Origin of the sequence: Proteiniphilum sp. (assembly GCF_034927365.1) — a bacterium.
Classification (GTDB): Bacteria; Bacteroidota; Bacteroidia; order Bacteroidales; family Dysgonomonadaceae; genus Proteiniphilum.
Map to the genome: position 1 here is coordinate 102,647 of NZ_JAYFQD010000010.1, position 19,567 is coordinate 122,213.

The 19,567-nt window shown below is 43.1% G+C and carries 15 protein-coding genes; 11 read left to right on the top strand and 4 right to left on the bottom strand.

Annotation, left to right across the window (positions count from 1 at the left end):
* The first annotated feature begins 10 nt into the window (after positions 1-10).
* From VB073_RS07590 to VB073_RS07610, 5 genes are all read left to right on the top strand, one after another.
* Complete coding sequence (locus VB073_RS07590) at positions 11-1,759, top strand: phospho-sugar mutase (RefSeq protein WP_323403555.1); 1,749 nt, start codon at positions 11-13, stop codon at positions 1,757-1,759.
* A gap of 206 nt (positions 1,760-1,965) precedes the next feature.
* Positions 1,966-2,424 carry a methylglyoxal synthase gene (locus VB073_RS07595; RefSeq protein ID WP_323403556.1) on the top strand — a complete coding sequence of 153 codons (459 nt, stop codon included), beginning with the start codon at positions 1,966-1,968 and terminating at the stop codon, positions 2,422-2,424.
* A gap of 174 nt (positions 2,425-2,598) precedes the next feature.
* Positions 2,599-3,237 (top strand): ABC transporter ATP-binding protein, encoded by a 639-nt coding sequence (locus VB073_RS07600; RefSeq protein WP_323403557.1) that lies wholly within the window; start codon positions 2,599-2,601, stop codon positions 3,235-3,237.
* A gap of 21 nt (positions 3,238-3,258) precedes the next feature.
* Complete coding sequence (locus tag VB073_RS07605; protein ID WP_323403558.1) at positions 3,259-4,551, top strand: ABC transporter permease; 1,293 nt, start codon at positions 3,259-3,261, stop codon at positions 4,549-4,551.
* Positions 4,548-5,021: a hypothetical protein gene (locus VB073_RS07610; protein WP_323403559.1), complete on the top strand. Its 474-nt coding sequence runs from the start codon at positions 4,548-4,550 to the stop codon at positions 5,019-5,021. The genes VB073_RS07605 and VB073_RS07610 overlap by 4 nt, the downstream gene beginning before the upstream one ends.
* Before the next feature lie 61 nt (positions 5,022-5,082).
* Here the strand turns inward: VB073_RS07610 and VB073_RS07615 are convergent, their stop codons facing one another.
* Both VB073_RS07615 and VB073_RS07620 read right to left on the bottom strand, forming a co-directional pair.
* The gene (locus VB073_RS07615; protein ID WP_323403560.1) at positions 5,083-7,212 is read right to left on the bottom strand and encodes a S46 family peptidase; all 2,130 of its coding nucleotides are present in this window, start codon (positions 7,210-7,212) and stop codon (positions 5,083-5,085) included.
* Positions 7,213-7,360: 148 nt separating this feature from the next.
* Positions 7,361-8,854 (bottom strand): oligosaccharide flippase family protein, encoded by a 1,494-nt coding sequence (locus VB073_RS07620; RefSeq protein WP_323403561.1) that lies wholly within the window; start codon positions 8,852-8,854, stop codon positions 7,361-7,363.
* Positions 8,855-9,107: 253 nt separating this feature from the next.
* Here VB073_RS07620 and VB073_RS07625 point away from each other — a divergent pair, with 253 nt between their 5' ends.
* Together VB073_RS07625 and VB073_RS07630 are read left to right on the top strand one after the other, a co-directional pair.
* A complete protein-coding gene (locus VB073_RS07625; protein WP_323403562.1) occupies positions 9,108-10,652 on the top strand; it encodes a glycine--tRNA ligase in 1,545 nt (514 codons plus the stop codon).
* 12 nt (positions 10,653-10,664) lie between these two features.
* Complete coding sequence (locus tag VB073_RS07630; protein ID WP_323403563.1) at positions 10,665-11,204, top strand: FKBP-type peptidyl-prolyl cis-trans isomerase; 540 nt, start codon at positions 10,665-10,667, stop codon at positions 11,202-11,204.
* Here the strand turns inward: VB073_RS07630 and VB073_RS07635 are convergent.
* Together VB073_RS07635 and VB073_RS07640 are read right to left on the bottom strand one after the other, a co-directional pair.
* A complete protein-coding gene (locus VB073_RS07635) occupies positions 11,156-12,940 on the bottom strand; it encodes an ABC transporter ATP-binding protein (protein WP_323403564.1) in 1,785 nt (594 codons plus the stop codon). The genes VB073_RS07630 and VB073_RS07635 overlap by 49 nt on opposite strands.
* Positions 12,933-14,720, bottom strand: coding sequence for an ABC transporter ATP-binding protein (locus VB073_RS07640; RefSeq protein ID WP_416349513.1), 1,788 nt, complete (start codon positions 14,718-14,720; stop codon positions 12,933-12,935). The genes VB073_RS07635 and VB073_RS07640 overlap by 8 nt, the downstream gene beginning before the upstream one ends.
* Before the next feature lie 462 nt (positions 14,721-15,182).
* Here VB073_RS07640 and VB073_RS07645 point away from each other — a divergent pair, with 462 nt between their 5' ends.
* The 4 genes from VB073_RS07645 to VB073_RS07660 are packed head-to-tail and all read left to right on the top strand — an operon-like array spanning position 15,183 to position 19,565.
* Positions 15,183-17,501 (top strand): TonB-dependent receptor, encoded by a 2,319-nt coding sequence (locus tag VB073_RS07645; protein ID WP_323403566.1) that lies wholly within the window; start codon positions 15,183-15,185, stop codon positions 17,499-17,501.
* 52 nt (positions 17,502-17,553) lie between these two features.
* Positions 17,554-18,336: a class I SAM-dependent methyltransferase gene (locus tag VB073_RS07650; protein WP_323403567.1), complete on the top strand. Its 783-nt coding sequence runs from the start codon at positions 17,554-17,556 to the stop codon at positions 18,334-18,336.
* Between the two features lie 6 nt (positions 18,337-18,342).
* Positions 18,343-18,912 (top strand): hypothetical protein, encoded by a 570-nt coding sequence (locus VB073_RS07655; protein ID WP_323403568.1) that lies wholly within the window; start codon positions 18,343-18,345, stop codon positions 18,910-18,912.
* Positions 18,913-18,968: 56 nt separating this feature from the next.
* Positions 18,969-19,565, top strand: a complete 597-nt coding sequence (locus tag VB073_RS07660; protein ID WP_323403569.1) for a hypothetical protein — start codon at positions 18,969-18,971, stop codon at positions 19,563-19,565.
* The last annotated feature ends 2 nt before the right edge of the window (positions 19,566-19,567 follow it).

Here is a 19,567-nt window from a genome sequence, read left to right on the forward strand (position 1 = left end):
CTGTTTTAACATGGAAGAAGAAATATTATTAGCCCAGGTCACCGACAAGGCCATGTCCTGGATTAAAGGGAATTATGATTCCAAAACAAAAGAAGAAGTACAGCAACTGCTCAACAGCGACGACAAAACAAAACTGATCGACGCGTTTTATAAGGATCTTGAGTTCGGTACGGGTGGACTGCGCGGTATCATGGGAGCCGGTAGCAATCGTATGAATATATATACAGTAGGTTCTGCTACCCAAGGGCTGTCAAACTATCTAAAAACAGAATTTGCCGACCTGGATGAGATCAAAGTGGTAATTGGACACGACTGCCGTAACAATAGCCGTCGATTTGCCGAAATTTCGGCTGATATTTTCAGTGCCAATGGTATCAAGGTATATCTCTTTGAAAGCTTACGTCCTACCCCCGAAGTATCTTATGCGATCAGAAGGTTAGGATGTCAGAGTGGAATCATGATCACTGCTTCCCACAACCCCAAAGAATATAACGGTTACAAGGCGTATTGGGATGACGGTGCCCAGGTACTCGCCCCGCACGATAGGAATATTATAGCGGAAGTAAACCGCATTAAGTCTGTAGATGATATCCGTTTCGAAGGGAACAAACAGCTGATCGAGATCATCGGAAAAGATATGGACAAGGCGTTCATCGAAGAGGTGAAAAAGTTGGTACTCTCTCCGGAAGCCATAGCACGGCATAACGACTTGAAAATTGTATATACGCCCATTCATGGTGCAGGAAGCATGCTTGTGCCCGATGCCCTGAGAGCCATAGGCTTTACCAATATCATTACTGTTCCCGAACAGGATGTATTAAGTGGTGACTTCCCGACAGTAGTCTCTCCCAACCCCGAAGAATCAGCAGCACTTGACCTGGCTATCAAAAAAGCTATCGAGACCGGTGCCGACCTGGTGATGGCCACCGACCCCGATGCCGATCGTATCGGTACGGCTATCCGTGATAAGAACGGAAATTTCGTGTTGGTAAACGGCAACCAGACGATGCTGATCTGTCTTTATTACCTGATGACCCGACGGGACGAACTTCAACTTCTTACCGGTAAGGAATATGTGGTAAAAACCATCGTCACTACCGAATTGGTGAAAGAGATTGCAGACAGAAGAGGTATTGAGCTATTCGATTGTTATACCGGATTCAAATGGATTGCCAAGATTATCCGCCAGAATGAAGGAGTAAAAAAATATATCGGAGGTGGTGAAGAGAGCTATGGCTTCCTTGCCGGCGACTTCGTACGTGACAAAGATTCCGTATCGGCTTGCACCCTTTTTGCAGAAATTGCGGCCTGGGCACGTGACAATGGAAAAACTATGTATGAACTCCTGCAGGATATTTATCTGGAATATGGTTATTCCAAGGAAGTGGGTATTTCTCTTGTCCGCAAAGGCAAGGAAGGAGCCGATGAGATAGAGTCGATGATGAAGAACTTCCGGTCAAACCCCATGACTTATCTGGGTGGATCTCCCGTAACTTTGGTAAAGGATTTCGCCAAATTGGAAGCGATAGATCATATTCACGACGAACATATCTCTCTTGAAATGCCAACCACCTCCAACGTGCTGCAATATTTCACAGAAGAGGGGACAAAACTATCAATCCGTCCTTCAGGTACAGAACCGAAAATCAAATTCTATATAGAAGTAAGAGGATCGGCAAAAACAAAAGAGGCGTTGGAAGAAGCGGAGCAGGCGGCAAATCGGAAGATTAGCGTTATCCGAAAGGAATTAGGAATTTAATGTGTCAATATACTAATGTGCCAATGTGCTAATGAACCAATAAGAATAATGTGAATAATAATATCAATAGTATGATGATTAATAAATTAGCACAGTATTCAGTCTCTTTAGAAACAAAATGTTTCAACGCATTTTTTGAGCAGAGAAAACGTTCTCGAATGCTTGGTTCTAAAAATCTTGGCTCTTGGCTCTAAAAAACTAAAAAAATGAAACGAAAACTAACAATAGCCCTGGTGGCACATGACCACCGGAAAGCAGATATGGTAGAATGGGTGGTTTTTAACTCCGATTTTTTGTCGGAACACCATCTTGTTTGCACCGGCACCACAGGAACACTGGTACGTGATGCATTAAATGAAAGTGGTGTTCACCCCAGATTCACCATCATGAATTCAGGACCAATGGGAGGTGATGCCGAAATTGCAGCTATGGTGGTACGTAAAGAGATAGACCTTGCTGTTTTTCTAATCGACGATCTCAATCCACAACCCCACGAGGCGGATATCATGATGTTGCTCCGACAATGCCGGGTACACAATGTTCCTATTGCCTGCAACCGGTATAGCGCCGACCTGATGATCACCAGCAATCTATGGGATGACGATGATTATACTCCCTCTCCTCCCAGATATGAGAAATTCGATAGGGAATCATTGAAACTCTGAAACCGCTGCAAGTTAAATAGCTTAGCCTCTCACTGGAAAACAAATGCCAATGAGGGGTTTTTTTTATACACTAAATGCAACACAACTGCATTTACGAAATATTTTTCTACCTTTGCACGGACAAGGGTTATTTTGATTACATTATTTATTGATTCAGGAATCGTCTCTATAAAAATGAACAGTAAAGTACTTATTACAAAAGGATTGATTTTCTCCTATAACAAATCGATCACATTTGACTTTCCCGATATCAACTGCGAAGCGGGGAACCACTGTCTCATTATGGGGCCGTCAGGTTGCGGAAAGACAACATTGCTTCATCTGATTGCCGGATTAATAAAACCCGACTCAGGAAAAATTATCGTTCAGGGAACCGATACCGTCGGTCTCAAGAGCGGAGACGCCGATCGACAGCGTGGTAGGAATATCGGCATTATCTACCAAAAACCGCACTTTATACAATGGTTGACAGCTTTTGAAAATCTGCAAATAGCAAGATATCTCAATAATCTGATAACAAAGAATGAAGATATAATCCAACTGCTTGGAGCCTTAAATCTACAACACAAAGCAAAAAGCAAGCCATCACAAATGAGCCAGGGAGAATTACAACGTTTATCCATTGCACGGGCAGTAATCAATAGACCCAGCCTTATCCTGGCCGATGAACCCACCTCAAGCCTCGATGACAAAAATTGCACTGAAGCGTTGACGCTGCTGAAACGCTATGCAGACGAACTGCAGGCAGGCCTTGTGATAGCCACCCACGATAAACGGTTATTGGATTATTTTCCGAACAGGATTTTTTTATAAAACTCTTCAAGGCACACCATCATGAATATATTTTCGTTGAACATACAACAAATCAAGGCAAAGCCTTTGTCTTCGATATTGAATATTTTTTTATTTGCCACTGGTGTGGCCATTATTTCCTTCCTGTTTCTCACCACAGAGAAAATAGAAAAACAATTGAATAATAACGTGGCCGGTATCGATCTGGTAGTGGGAGCAAAAGGGAGCCCTTTACAACTTATTTTAGCAGGTATCTATCACATCGACCACCCCACAGGAAATATACAGTACAAAGAAGCACAGGAACTAACCCAAAACCCTCTGATCAAACAGGCAATACCTTTGGCCTTAGGGGACAACTACCATGGATTCCGTATAGTGGGTACTGATCATTCCTATTCGGATCTTTATTCAGGTCGGTTGAAGGAAGGGATGTTATGGGAAAAAGATTTTGAAGCTACTATAGGATTCAAAGTATCCGAAAAAACGGGATTGAAAATCGGCGATAAATTTACGGGAGTGCACGGATTAATCGAAGATGCGGGACATGCACACGATGACCAGGGGTATCTTGTAACGGGAATTTTTGAGGAAACAGGAACTGTACTCGATCAACTTATACTGACGAATATCGGAAGTGTATGGAGGATCCATGAACATCATAATGAGCATCAAGATGAAGAACATACCGATAATCACGAAAACGGAAATGCAAATATAGATGACCATGCACACGACCATGATCACGAGCACAATCACGATTGTGAGCATGATCATGAATTCAATACCGGAGATGACAAAGAGATCACCATGTTACTGGTAAAATATGCCAATCCGATGGGTGCGATCACCCTACCAAGGCTCATTAATACTTCTACGAATATGCAAGCGGCAGCACCAGCATTGGAGATCAACAGGTTGTACTCATTGATGGGAGTCGGTGTTCAGACCATACGCCTTATTGCAGGATTCATTATTATTATATCTGCTTTCAGTATTTTTATTTCCCTGCTCAATTCTTTAAAAGAGCGCAAGTATGAACTTGCGCTGATCCGGTCGATGGGCGGTAGCCGTAAAAAGCTTTTTTCACTCGTTATACTGGAAGGTATGACCATAGCATTCATTGGTTATTTGTCGGGAGTGCTCCTAAGCCGATTGGGAATGTTACTGGTTTCATCTTACACGGAAAATAACTATCATTACAATTTGCTACAATGGTTCAACTTAAACGATTGTTATTTCTTATTTGTTTCACTGATCATCGGATTGCTGTCGGCATTGATCCCTGCCATCAAAGCAATGCGTACCGATATATCCAAAACTCTTAGCGAATGAAGAAGAAAACGATTTTTCTATTTTTCCTTTTATCGGCAATCAAACTGCCGGTGGAAGCACAACAACCACCATCACTTCATACCATCTCCTGGGAGATGCTGAAAGATGTCACATGGTCCAGAAAATATATGGAGGCTCTTTCTGATTTTTTCCCAATGCCCAATTTCGGGAAACAGATAGAACTTCTCGACAATAAACCTGTTACCATACAGGGGTTTTATGTTCCGGTAGATATGGAAGGTACTATTTTTGCACTTTCAGAGTCACCCTCTTACACCTGTTTTTTTTGTGGTGTGGGAGGAATTGAATCGGTGATGGAGATTCTTGTAAAGGAGGGACACCGGGATTTAAAAAGAATCCGTACCGACCGGTATATACAAGTCAAAGGAATATTCAGTATCAACAGAGATAATCCCGAACATCTGATGTATATATTGAAAGATGCGGAACTGGTAAAAGTGGTAAGATAATTAAAGCCCCTTACTGGTAACTGATCAATAAGGGGCTCTCCTTTTCACCTATCCTCCATCACTACTTCCTGACCAACTTCAATTCTTCAACGATATGGGATGCTCCCATCACCTTATCCATGATATACAATACGTAACGGATATCCACACTGATCATACGTTGCATTTGCGGTTCGAATAAAATATCCCCGCTTAGCGACTCCCAATTCCCGTCGAACGCCAGTCCTATCAATTCGGCATTTCCATTCAGTACAGGACTACCCGAATTTCCTCCGGTAATATCATTGTTCGATAAGAAATTTACTCTCATCACTCCCTCCCGGTCTGCATATCGGCCGAAATTCCCTGAACGGATGTCATCCAGAATATACTCCTGTACATTAAACTCGGGATCACCGGGCTTCTGCTTTTCCAGTACTCCTTGAGAGGTAGTATAATAGTCATACCATACGGCATCGCGTGGTTGATATCCACTGACAGTCCCATAACTCATCCGTTGGGTGAAGTTGGCATCCGGATAGAAAGTCTTTTTGGCATCCATTTCCATGAGAGCAGCCATAAACTCCCGTTCTCCCTTAAGCTTCTTTTCATATGAGAGCATCATTTCCTCCGACAGTTTTTTTCCGATATTATTGGTCGACAAAGCGAGCTTCATGGCAGGATCTTGCATCACTGAATCGCCATCCCCCATCTTAAGCAACGCCATAAGCCCTTCTAAAGATGTGAATTTAGAGTTTGTAAAGAGCCAGTCGGCATACCCTTCATAATCACCGCCAAACTCATCCTTTACCGTTTGGTAGATGTAAGGATGATATTCTTCCGGAACACTTTCAGCATATAGTCTCATCAATACTGGGAGTACTTTCCTGTCAAGTGCCGGTTCATAATTCTTATAACCTTCGACAAGACGTTCATTGATAAAATTCTGTCTATCTTCTTCCGTACCATTCATATCGAATCTCAGGATGGTATTGGCAAAACGAATCAACTCAATACCGTTATTGAATGTTTCCAGGAAATAGGTCATATAACGTGACACATCATTGGATTCACCATAACCTTCCTCCAACGTCGAAATGGTCTTTCCATATTTAGCCTGACGGGCAGGAGTACTGTTGATCCATTTAATCAATCTGGACTCCAGTTTTTCTTTTTCGGGAAGCACTTCCAGATTGGTAATCGCTTCATTCATTCCCATAGAATTCTTCCAGTAATTGGAGCTACCGGCATATTTATTAGCGTATTTGATACGGATCGTATCGTTTTGGGTCATTGCATCCCACCAGATATCCTGTTTGGCCCCTCTCACTTCGATACGAGGTTTGTTCTCCGACTCCATCCTCTGGCGGATCCCTCCTGAAGACATATAACGCTGTGTACTACCCGGATAGCCTACCGTCATTGCATAATCACCGTCGGTTACTCCTTTTAGTGAAACAGGCACTACATATTTAGGTTGATAGGGTACATTTTCACTGCTGTAATCGGCCGGGCGATTATCCTTATTGGCATAGACGCGGAACACAGAGAAATCACCGGTATGGCGTGGCCACATCCAGTTGTCGGTGTCTCCCCCAAACTTACCTACCGAAGAAGGAGGAGTAGTAACAAGACGCACGTCTCGAAACTGATCATATAACACCACATAATACTTATTACGGGAGTAAAAGGGAACTATACGGGCAAGAGTGAAGGGATCCTGCTCATATTCGGCGATCAATGCACGGGAGAGCGAATCGATAACCCTTCCTCGCTGCATTTCACTGAGTACGGAGGGTAAATGAGGTAAGATGCGATCCGTCACGTCGGTCATCGACCTCAGGAACGATACAGATAATCCTTCGGCAGCCAGTTCATCTTTCCGGGTCTTGGCCACGAATCCGTCTTTCAGGTAGTCATGTTCCACTGCGCTGAGTTTTTGGATAGCGCCATATCCGCAATGGTGATTAGTGAATATCAATCCCTCTTTCGAGACTGCCACTCCTGTACACCCTCCGCCAAAGATCACCACCGCATCTTTCAATGAAGGGTTAGCCTCATCATATAATTGATCCACAGGGAAAGTGAATCCCAACTCTTTCATACGTGTAATACTTTCGCGGTTCAACTCTTTGAGCAACCACATACCCTCGTCGGCTTTCACCGTCAACGCCGCAACAAGTATTGCGAATAACAAACCTAATTTTTTCATAAATTACTTTTTTCACCTGTCCACCCTCTTTTTTATTCTTCAAGCAGACGTCTTAGTTTTAACTACCTATCTATTAATTATCTATTATTTTAAAATCTTCATCTCCCACTCTCTTTTTTCCTATCCACCTGATCACCTATCCACCTGTCTACCTGAACCACTTCCCAACCACCGGTAATTCCCGCAGAGGCAGTTCCTTTTTCACCACTACAAAGAGGTATATCCCGATCAACACAGTATTGATCAGTAATCGCAACCATACACCGGACACATTATTATATGTGAATATGATGCCGGCAAACAGGATCATCGACAACAGGAAGAATAATCCCGTCGACTTGAGATTATAGGGAATGGGATAGTTTTTTTGTCCCAGAAAATAAGACATTAGCATCATGACCAGACTGGCTATAAATAGTGCCCATGCGCAGGCCATATAACCGTACCGGCGCACAAAAAGGATGTTGATCGTTATGGTAATCACAAAGCCAATGATGGACATATATGCCCCCCACCGGGTCTGGTCGGTGAGCTTATACCACAACGAGAGATTGAAATAAACGCCAAAAAATAGATCTGCCAAAAGGACGATAGGCACTATTTTTAATCCCTCATAATAACCTTCGGGAATCAATTTCTTGATGATATCGATATATCCGGTCGTCACCAGAAAGATCAGTAACCCCAAAATAATAAAATACTTGGTTGCATCACTGAACGACTGACGATCGTCTGTAGCCCCTTTGTTCTTTGCAAAAATAAAAGGTTCAAAGGCATAACGGAAAGCCTGGGTAAACATCACCATAATGACTGCAATCTTGAGATTCTGTGTAAAAATACCCAATTCTGTATAAGCGGTAGCCTCATCGGGATAAACCCATGGGAAGATAATCTGCGCCACTGTCTGATTCAGTATACCCGCTATACCGAGAATAAGGATAGGAAATGAGTATCTCAGTATCCGGCCCAATAGTGCGCGATCAAATGTAAACCTGATTTTCAACTCCGGCGATACCATCAGGAATTGAATAATCGATGCCACGAGATTAGAAATCAACACATAATCTACGCCATGGCTGATATCAAACCAGGAAAAAGTGTCAGGAAAGAGCGTTTGTAACCAAGGACAAGCCAGGAAGAAAAAGAGGTTGAAGATTATAGTCAACACCACATTGGCGATCTTGATCGCCGCAAAGCGGATAGGCCGTTTTTTGAAGCGAAGGTTCGCGAACGGGATAGTACCCAACACATCGAAACAGAGGATGATTACCAACAAGAGCAGGTAATGTGGTTTCATGGCTGCACCACCCAGTGCAAAAGCGGCAGGTTCCAACAATAAGAGTGTTGCCACAAAGAAGAGTAATGTAGTGAAACCAATGCTGATAAAAGTGGTAGAGAAAACTCTTTCAGGATCTTTCTCCTTATTGGCATAACGGAAAAACCCGGTTTCCATGCCATAAGTAAGTATCACCTGCAAAAGAGCCACCCAGGCATAGAAATTGCCCAATACACCAATATCGGAAATATTCGGCAGCACCCACGCCCAATAGAGTGATAAAAACCAGCTAAGGAGCCTGGGCAGTACACTCCCCATTCCGTAGAAGAGCGTCTCCTTTGCCAATGTTTTCATACCTCCTGCCATAATTTCTCAATAATTCTTTGAAGATGCGTGTAAACAGTGAAAAACTAATTTCCAATCATCAAACAAAAGTACTATTTTTCTCTTTAACATCTACCTCGGAGCCCATCATTATTTATCTTTAAGACGAATGATAGCAAGAATGTTGAAAAAAAAAGTTTACTTTGCAGGTTGAAATAAGAATAGATAACAACCAAAGATATATAACACAGGCAAGGTTTGTCACCAGACAGATCGAAAGCATGCAACAAAATTTATGGCACAGGAGGACGTTTTTAAGAAACTGGTATCGCATTGCAAGGAATACGGATATGTATTCCAGTCGAGTGAAATCTATGACGGATTGAGCGCAGTATATGATTACGGGCAAATGGGTGTTGAACTCAAGAACAATATCAAGAAATACTGGTGGGACAGTATGGTACTACTGCACGAAAACGTGGTGGGTATTGACTCTGCCATCTTTATGCATCCTACTATCTGGAAAGCTTCGGGACATGTGGACGCATTCAATGATCCGTTGATCGATAACAAAGACAGTAAAAAACGTTATCGCGCCGACGTGCTGATTGAAGATTATCTCGCCAAATTCGACGAGAAGATAGACAAAGAGGTACAGAAAGCAGCCAAGCGATTCGGAGAGCAATTCAACGAAGCGATGTTCCGTGAGACCAATCCCCGTGTGCTGGAAAACCTACAGAAACGGGATGAAGTACATGTCCGGTTCGCCAAAGCATTGAATGATAACAACCTCGAAGAACTTCGCCAAATCATCATCGATTGTGAGATCGTTTGTCCGGTAAGTGGTACCCGCAACTGGACGGAAGTACGCCAGTTCAACCTGATGTTCTCCACTGAGATGGGTTCAACGGCAGACGGAGCAATGAAAGTCTACCTTCGTCCCGAAACTGCGCAAGGTATCTTCGTAAACTTTCTGAACGTACAAAAGACCGGACGGATGAAGATCCCCTTCGGTATCGCCCAGATCGGGAAAGCATTTAGAAACGAGATCGTAGCCCGTCAGTTCATCTTCCGCATGCGGGAGTTCGAGCAGATGGAGATGCAGTTCTTTGTCGCCCCCGGAGAGGAATTAAAATGGTTTGAGCACTGGAAACAATTCCGTATGAAATGGCATCAGGCTTTAGGCTTCGGTGCTGATAAATATCGGTTCCACGACCACGATAAACTGGCGCATTATGCCAATGCAGCTACCGATGTTGAATTCGAAATGCCATTCGGATTTAAGGAAGTGGAAGGAATCCATTCGCGTACCGATTTCGACCTGAGCCAGCATGAAAAGTATTCCGGCAAAAAGATACAATATTTCGATCCGGAACAAGGTAAATCGTACATACCTTATGTAGTGGAGACCTCCATCGGAGTAGATAGGATGTTTCTCTCGGTGCTGGCAGGATCCTATCACGAAGAGACCCTGGAAGATGGCGAGACCCGCGTATTATTGAAACTTCCCCCGACCCTTGCACCGGTAAAACTGGCCATACTGCCATTGGTAAAAAAGGATGGGCTGGCCGAGAAAGCACGTGGAATCATGGATGACCTGAAGTTCAGTTTTGCCTGCCAATACGACGAGAAAGACAGTATCGGCAAACGCTATCGCCGTCAGGATGCAATCGGTACTCCTTTCTGCGCTACCATCGACCATCAGACCCTCGAGGACAACACGGTGACTATCCGTTACCGGGACACAATGGAACAGGAAAGGGTTTCTATCGATTCGCTGCAGCGTACCATTGCCGAGAAAACCGACATGAAATATCTGTTGAAACAACTATCAGTATAAATAACCACAACAATGAAGAAACTACTATCACTGATTTTCAGTTTTTGTGTACTTATCCTCTTTGCTTCATGCGACAAGACAGAAACGTTTGACGACCAATGGAAGCTTGATAACGAAGCACAATTCGCCAGGATTACCGCCGATTCAAAATACACCAAGATCAATTCACCATCCACGGCCGGACATATCATGTACAGGGAGATTGAGTCGGGAAACGGGGCAAAACCCTACTCTACCGACAAGGTGAGAATACGCTATACCGGATGGTTCAAAAGAGACTGGTCCCGAACTCAGGATACCTATGAAGATGACAGAGGCAATATAGTCTACAACAAAATAATATTCGATTCTACCGATAGGAATGCATCGCTTACCAAAAGAGTAAACGAGTTTGCCGACGGATTTGCCACTGCCTTGCAACATATGCAGGTAGGCGATAAATGGGAAATATGGATTCCCTGGAAACTGGGATATGGAGAAACAAAACAAGGAAGTATCCCCGCCTACACTACACTGGTTTTCGAAGTTGAGCTGGTGGATATCGTAGAATAATATACATCGGACGACTGCATTCGAAGCATCCTGGTAAAAAGACTATTCTGTTTGATCAGTTCCGAGGGTGAACCGGTTGCTGTCACTCGTCCGTTTTCCAGTACGACGATCTTATCCGCATTCGCTATCGTGCGCATACGGTGAGCGATAATCAAGACTGTACGGTTTTTTACCAGTTCCGAAATAGCCGTCTGTATTTTGGTTTCGTTCTCAGCATCCACCGAAGCGGTAGCTTCATCCAACAATACGATAGGCGCATCTTTCAATAGTGCACGGGCAATCGATATGCGTTGACGCTCACCGCCCGAAAGAGTACTGCCATTTTCTCCGATAATAGTACGATACCCATCCGGAAGCTTATACACAAAATCGTCGCACTGGGCTGCATGTGCCGCGCACAATACCTCTCCGTCACTCGCGTCTTTCTTACCGATACGTATATTGTCCATCACCGATCCGTTGAATAACACTACATCCTGAAAAACAATTGAATAATTTTCGAGCAAAGCTTCGGGATCAATCGTAGTGATATCTTTACTACCCAACGTGATAACACCATTATTTACATCCCAGAAACGGGCAGCCAGTTTTGCAGCGGTACTTTTACCACCACCCGAAGGGCCGATCAATGCAGTCACTTCACCCTGGCAAGCTTTGAATGAGACATCCTGTAACACTTTCCCTTCACCATCTTTATAGGAAAAGCCGACATGGTCGAATCGAATGGTATAATCGTTCATGTCATAATCAATGGTGCCGGTTTGTACCGGTAAATCCATAATCTCTTTCATCCGGTTGATTCGGACATCAAGGAAAAACAGGACTGCTCCATGTTCCAACGCATTCAGCAGTGGATTGAAGATCACAGAAGAGAGGATCAGGAAGAATAAGAAAGTCAGGAAATCAACTTTTCCGGAAATCAGCAAGGTCGTCCCTAACAGTATCAGCGTGGGTATCCCCAACTTGATAAGTGCATGTACTGCGTTAATAATCACACCGATGAGCAATTCTCCTTTAACCTGCCCTTTCTCAAACTTTTCCTGCTCCACTGATAATTCCTGAAGATATACATCTTCCTGACCATATGACTTGATCTCCTGAATCTGCCGGATACCTTCCTGTATTTTCTCGGTGACAGCGCGTTTCTGCAAATAACTTGTCTGATGTTCTTTGGTTTGTATCCGTTTGGTGATGAAGAGAGCCGCTACTGCTACGGGAACGACCCAGAAGACAGCGATCGCCAGTTGCCAGTCCATAAAGCCCAACCCCACCATCGCCAAGAGCAACGTGATAAACGAACCTACCAGTTGCGGAACAGCATGTGAAAAGGTATGTTCCAGATCGGTAGCATCCTGCATAATGGTGGAGGTAAGATCGGACAGATTTTTCTCCCCGAAAAACGATAGAGGTAATTTACGTAGTTTTTCAGCAAGCGATATACGACGCACGGCACTTTCATTGTAGACATTCACATAGGTATTGTTATATTGGAAGTGGGCAACAATACAAATGATGCCGACAGCCAAAAGGCTGAACACAATATACCACCATATGGAAATTGTCGCGGCTTCATGCCCATTCAAATAAGGCGAAAGGAAATGTTGCAGGAAGAGGTATACCAGCATTACCGGCAACATAAAAGAGAAGTTTTGCAAAGTAGTCCATAATACCCCTTTCATAAAATCCCTGGCACCTTGTTCACTCATGGCAAACCTGTTTTGTATATATTTAAGCATGTTTCGTTGTTTTGATGTCCCATTGGACTGATTGTTGATATTCATTCCACATACATTTATAAAGTCCCTCTTTTTGCAGCAACTGCACGTGGGTTCCCTGTTCTGCGATGCCGCCCTCTTCCATCACGACAATCATATCGGCATCGGTTACCGAAGTAAGACGGTGAGCAATCATCACCACGGTCTTACCATGCATCAGTTGCTGTAACGCCTGCTGTATCTCCTGTTCATTTTCGGGATCAGCAAAAGCGGTAGCCTCGTCGAGAAGGACGATGGGTGCATCTTTCAGAAAAGCCCTTGCCAAAGCGATGCGTTGCTGTTCGCCACCAGAGAGATAAATACCTTCCGTTCCAATTTTTGTATCGATGCCGGCGGGCAGTTTGTCGATAATTTCACGGCATTGTGCCAGATCGATGGCACGGTCGATATCTGCCGGCGCAGCATCAGACCTTCCATATAGAATATTTTCACGGATGGAGGTTTTGAAAAGCTCTGCATTTTGAAAAACAAAAGATATATGGTTCATCAACTCTGCCGGATGGATTTGCTTTACATTCACACCACCGATAGATACTACACCATCACCGGTATCCCAAAAACGGGCTATAAGCCGGGCCAAGGTTGTTTTCCCGCTTCCCGAAGCACCTACTAGCGCCACGCTCTTCCCTTGTGGAATTATCAGGTTGATATGAGAAATCGCATCTTTTGAAGCCCCGTCGTAGCGGAAAGAAACATCGTTAAAACAGATATCGTATGTTGCCGGCATGGGCATAGGGGGCTGTGAAGTGACAAGCTGTTGCTTCAGGTCTGTCAGCGATTCAATCCGTCCTACAGCTTCTCTCGCCTGACGATAACCATCGAGTACATACATCAACTTCATGATACATTGCCCGAAAAAGGGTGTGATAAGTATGTAGAAAATCAAATTCAATGAAACCTGTTGCCAACTTCCTCCGATATATATCAGAATAATAGCGAGTGGCACCAGCAGAAAAGCAAATCCGTTAATGGCAAGGGTGTAAATCAGCATCGGCTTACGCATCGACACCGAATATTCCTTTACCCATTTGTTATAGTCCATGATACTATTATAGAAACGCTTGAAGGTGTATACCGATTGCTGGAACACTTTTACCACGGGAATTCCGCGCACATACTCCACTGCTTCGGCATTCATCGCTTCGAGCGAAGTCATAAACCGTCCCATAGTGGCAACGTAGTGCTTCCCCATCATCATATAGAATTGTGCGAAAGCAATCATGAGTGGGATCAGGCAGGCGATTCCCAGCCTCCAATCGAATACGAGCAACAGTATCAGCGTGGTAATAAACACCGTTATGCCACCGGCCAGGTCGGGCAATTGATGAGCGACGAACGTATGAACAATACCGGCATTATCATCAATCACTTTCCGCATCTTACCACTACTGTTTCCCGTAAAAAAACCCAACGGCATGCGTACTGTTTTTTGCATGGCCGAGTAACGCAGGTTACGTTCAAGACGGAAAGCAGCCAGATGCGATAACATCAGCGAGGCGAAATAAAAGAGGATAAACAGGATAGAAAAACCAAACGCCCACCAGGCATAACGTGCAATCTCGTTTTCTGTCGCTGAGGCTCCCTGTATGAATAACAGGCGAATAATAAGCCATATGCATACGAACGGTATTATCCCTACCAGATTTCCCAAAACAGAGAGTGTAATAGAGAAAGGCATCAGAGCACCTTTCTTCCCCATATAACTTCTCAACAAGCTTAGTGTGGATATATTTTGTTTCATAGGCCGCATCGTGTTTATATTTTTTCACAAAATTACTGCTTCGATAGAATGATTTCAATCCCTTAAAATTGGGATTTTTTTCAGAAAATGCACCTATTTATAGGGAGTCTCACGGTATAAAATCACAGATAACAACAAAAAGGGTCGAATCCGAAAGGGATTCTAACAAGCTTTAGACGGTATAAAATCGTAAATAGCAATAATCATTTTCCTGATTGTTCAATTGCATTTTTGGAAATAAACTCCAATCAAAAGGGTACACAATGCTAAAATTATAAAAAAAATACCTTAAATGTGCCATAAAGAATTCTGAATATAGCCATTTATTGGTATTGATTTCTCTTTATGCGGCTCTTACTTTTGTAAGCGATGATGAGGCGTGTAATTTGTTATGGGTTATCTATCAGATTTTCGGATAACATTCTTATCGGTCGATTGTTTTCTCTTTTGAATTAAAAGTCAATGTTTTTTCAATATATATATAGGTTATTTATTCCTTTATTTTATTTATTATTACCACTCCTAACCTATGGTCAACAACAAAATACAACGGCTACGGTAAGGGATGGGAAAGGTTTACCCATAACTCATGAGGCAGTTGACGTTGATTCTCTCTCTTTAGAAAAATATACCACTCTGAAAGCTCGCAGTGTCTTATTGGATGAAGTGGTAGTTGTCTCGTCCAGGCAAAGCCTTACGAGCCCTTCGTTCAGGTTATTGGAACAGATGCATGAACGGATAGCAGGAGGCACTTCTCTCGTCAAAATAGACCCGGCGGTTAGGCGTCTGGAAACATTTAAGGATGCTCTGCGCTATACACCAGGGGTTATGATCCAGGAATCTTTCGGGTCTAATGACCTACCCCGTTTGAATATCCGCGGCAGTGGGATCCAAAGTAATCCTCAACGACGAGGAGTGTATCTGTCGCAGGACGGAATTCCTGTCAACTTTGCGGATGGATCGTATGTTACGGGTGTACTTGATCCTTCATCAGCCCAATATGTAGAAGTGTTGAAAGGAGCAAACGCCCTTCGTTACGGTGCTGCAACCTTGGGAGGGACCATCAATTTCAATACTTATACCGGCATAAGTGCTCCGGGATTATTTACAAAAATAGAGATCGGAACACATGATTATTATTCCGGTTTGTTACGCTACAGTAACCATTGGGACAAATGGGATCTTAGTGGGACTCTCTCCATCGGGAAACAGGATGGATTCAGACAGCATAATAAAAATGAAAAATTCAATCTGCTGGGCAATGTTGGATACAGATTCAACAAGGATATCGAAACCCGCCTCTTTCTCAGTTATTCATATATTAATTTCGATATTCCAGGTCCATTAACCATGCAGGCGCTGCTCGATGACCCTACACAGGTAAATCCCGGAGTAATGTTACCGTATGCGATGGGCCCCAATATCCTTCGGGACAAACCCAAACGGGAACTTAGTCTGTTTCGTATTGCCGACCGTACAGTTTTTCGTCTTTCAAATGATTCCAGGTTATTATTGTCTGCCTCGTATCAATATGCCGATGACCGTTTTGTTTTTCCGATTGTAATCTCCACCCAACATTCGTTTTATCACGACTTGGGAGCGAAGGCAGAGTTCAGCCGCAATTGGAACCAACATTCTATCACGGCAGGTTTTTTAGGCAGCTATGGTTTCACAGACAGGCGCGGACATATCAATAAAGATGGATTTGATTCATTTATGTTTTCATGGGATCATCTTCATGCTCTCAACGCAACTCTATATATAGAGGATAACTGGCAACTAACCGATCAGTTACAACTTGTAGGAAACCTGCAGATAGTATACAATGAACGTAATAGTCAGGATATATTTCCTTTTCCTGATTTACGCCCATGGTATAGCCACTCTTCGCATAAATACCGCTATTTTTATTCCGGGAATATGACTAAGATACAGACATATCATGCTTTGAATCCACGTATTGGAACTATTTATAACATAGGGATAGAAAAAGACATACAACTTTTTGCGAATATAAGCCAGAGTTACGAACCCCCGACGTTCGATGAATTGATCGGTACTGAAGTATCAGAAAATATCAATACCAGTCCCAAGAAATTATTTGTGGTGGAATTAGATAAACAAACAGCCACTACCATTGAAGTGGGGACACGTCGTATGGGGAAACGCTATGCATGGAATCTCTCATTCTATCATTCTTGGGTAAAAAATGAATTGTTAGAGGTAAAAGATTTTGTATTGGGTGTAAAAAAAACGCGTAATTACCCGCAAACTAACCATACAGGATTGGAATGGGGATTCAGTATTGTCCCCTTAGAAGGGATCTTCTCGGCAAAGGAGGAAGATATCTTTAGTTTGAAAGGGATGTATAATTACAGCCATTTCCGTTTTACCTCAGGAGAATATAAAGGAAACCGCCTAGCCGGTATTCCGCGGCATTATCTGACAAGCGCTTTAGAATACCGATATCCCGGTTTAGGATTTCTGGAATTTAATGCAGAATGGCAACCCCAAGCTACCCCAATTGATCACACCAATACATTGGAACAACCACCTTTCTCAATTTTCGGATTTCGAATAGGTTTTGAAGGTATTGATAACTGTACCCTTTACCTTGAAGGGATAAATATTTTCAACAAATATTATGCAGCAAATTATGTGATTAGCGACGAAATCCACAATCCCGCCATCCCTTTTCCTGATTTCTCATCAAAAAATATGGCGTTTTTCATGCCTGGACCTACACGGGTATTTTATGCAGGAGTAAGCTATTCATTTTAAAGAAATAAAACTAACAACAAAATATAGATGGCAAACTAATAAATTAAACAAGATGGCAAAAACAGAAAAAAAACTCAACATAAAACAGGGTCATTGGATCCTGGCCAAACTGGGTAAAAGAGTACTTCGTCCCGGAGGGATTGAACTGACCGAAAAGATGATAGAGAGTTTAAATATCTCTACCCAAGATGATGTAGTGGAATTTGCTCCCGGATTAGGGTTGACCGCCAAGAAAATCTGCTCTTTCTCTCCCAAATCGTATACGGCTGTTGAGATTAACGAAGAGGCGGCCAATATTGTCCGAAACAGAGTAAAATACGATAAGATGCGTCTTATAGTAGCCAATGCCGTGGAGTCAACACTTCCCGACTCAAGTGTGGATAAGGTGTACTGTGAAGCGATGCTCACCATGCAAAGCAACAAGAATAAAGGCATCATTATTTCGGAAGCAGCGAGGATATTGCGTCCCGGAGGGTATTACGCAATTCATGAAATATGCCTGATTCCCGACAATGTATCTGACACATTGAAAAAGGAAATCTATCGTGATCTGGCCAATGCAATCCAGGTGAATGCCCGGCCGATCACCGTACCGGAATGGAAAGAACTGTTTGTCCAAGCCGGGTTGGAAGTGGTGAGTTATCATATGAACCATATGCATCTGTTAGAACCGAAACGGGTTATAAATGATGAAGGTGTGTTCAGGACGATAAAAATTGGATTTAATGTATTGACACACCCATCCTTGCGAAGTAGAGTGCTGGGTATGCGCCGGATTTTCCGTAAATATGAAGATAGTTTGAGGGCTATAACTTTTTTGACAAGAAAAGTATAATTGAATATGTTGAAACAGTTGTCTCTTATCATAATTATCCTTCTCTCTCTACCCGGATGCGAGAGAGAAGACCATCTGTCACCCGACTATGGACAGGAGAAATTGTTGCCGGACAGAGACGATTATTTGAATGAGGATTACGGGACCCAGACGTTCGCAAAAGAACTGTCAGGAATCTATGCAAGCGAGATAGGACTGATATACTACGATGATGAGACAAGAACCATTCCTCAACTATACTTGACCCGTGGAGAAAAAGATATTCATATCGATTCCCTGGCCAGCGGAGCGGTAAATGTCTATTTCAACAAGTTCAATACCGCTTTTATGCCCCTGCAGCTTTCGGTCAAGATAAAATGTTTGCTGGAGGCTACTGTTGACACCATCTATATCCGGGGATCGGATGGTATCGTGCGTACTTCAAATGATGATGGACCTATCGGTGCTCCTCTCCCGGAAAGCGATGATGCGGAACTGATAGGCAAATATGCAAGAAAAACGGGTATGATAGAACTGTTTATCGATCCAATGTTGCCGGTTCCCGTAAAAGCTTCGGTGAAAGGAAAAAAGGGTTAATATGCCAATGTGCCAATTGGAGGAAGTGGGAAATATGATAATAATGATTCAATTATATGAAACGTAATAAAACAGTTTATATACTAATATTCACGTTGTTGGTATCCCTTTCTGGAATCTCTTGCCAGCGGGAATTCAACAATAATGAAGATTTTACGGCGGATAATCCCGTAGAGGTCTTTGGAGACAACACGCTGTTGTATTCCAAAATTTTCCGTTTTTTAAGCAGCGGCGCCTACCTATGGTTTGATATACGCAATGAAATAGCCAGTTTCTCATCTCCTTTTTTGGGGATACCTTTCAATGAGAACGGAATAGAGCGAAATAGACGAGTCGATTTAAGAGGACGGTTATATCGCTACAACCGTGAATCAGACGAACTCACTATCCTGGCATATCCGCTCGATATAGCCGGAAAAGAGGGAATCCCCGTGGATATCGTATTCACCTTCAAAAGGAAGCAGGAAGAGGGATGCGAGTTGATTGCCGATCCGGCACAACGGAACGAGTGCGAACGCACTTTTGTCCTTTCCCTTAAAAGCCTGCTGTTCAAAGATCCTGATCTGACGCTTGATGTCGGAGTACAAGCCGAATATAACGGAAGGAGTCTGCTATTGTCGGGCCTCTCACAAGAAATATATCTTACCAATTGATG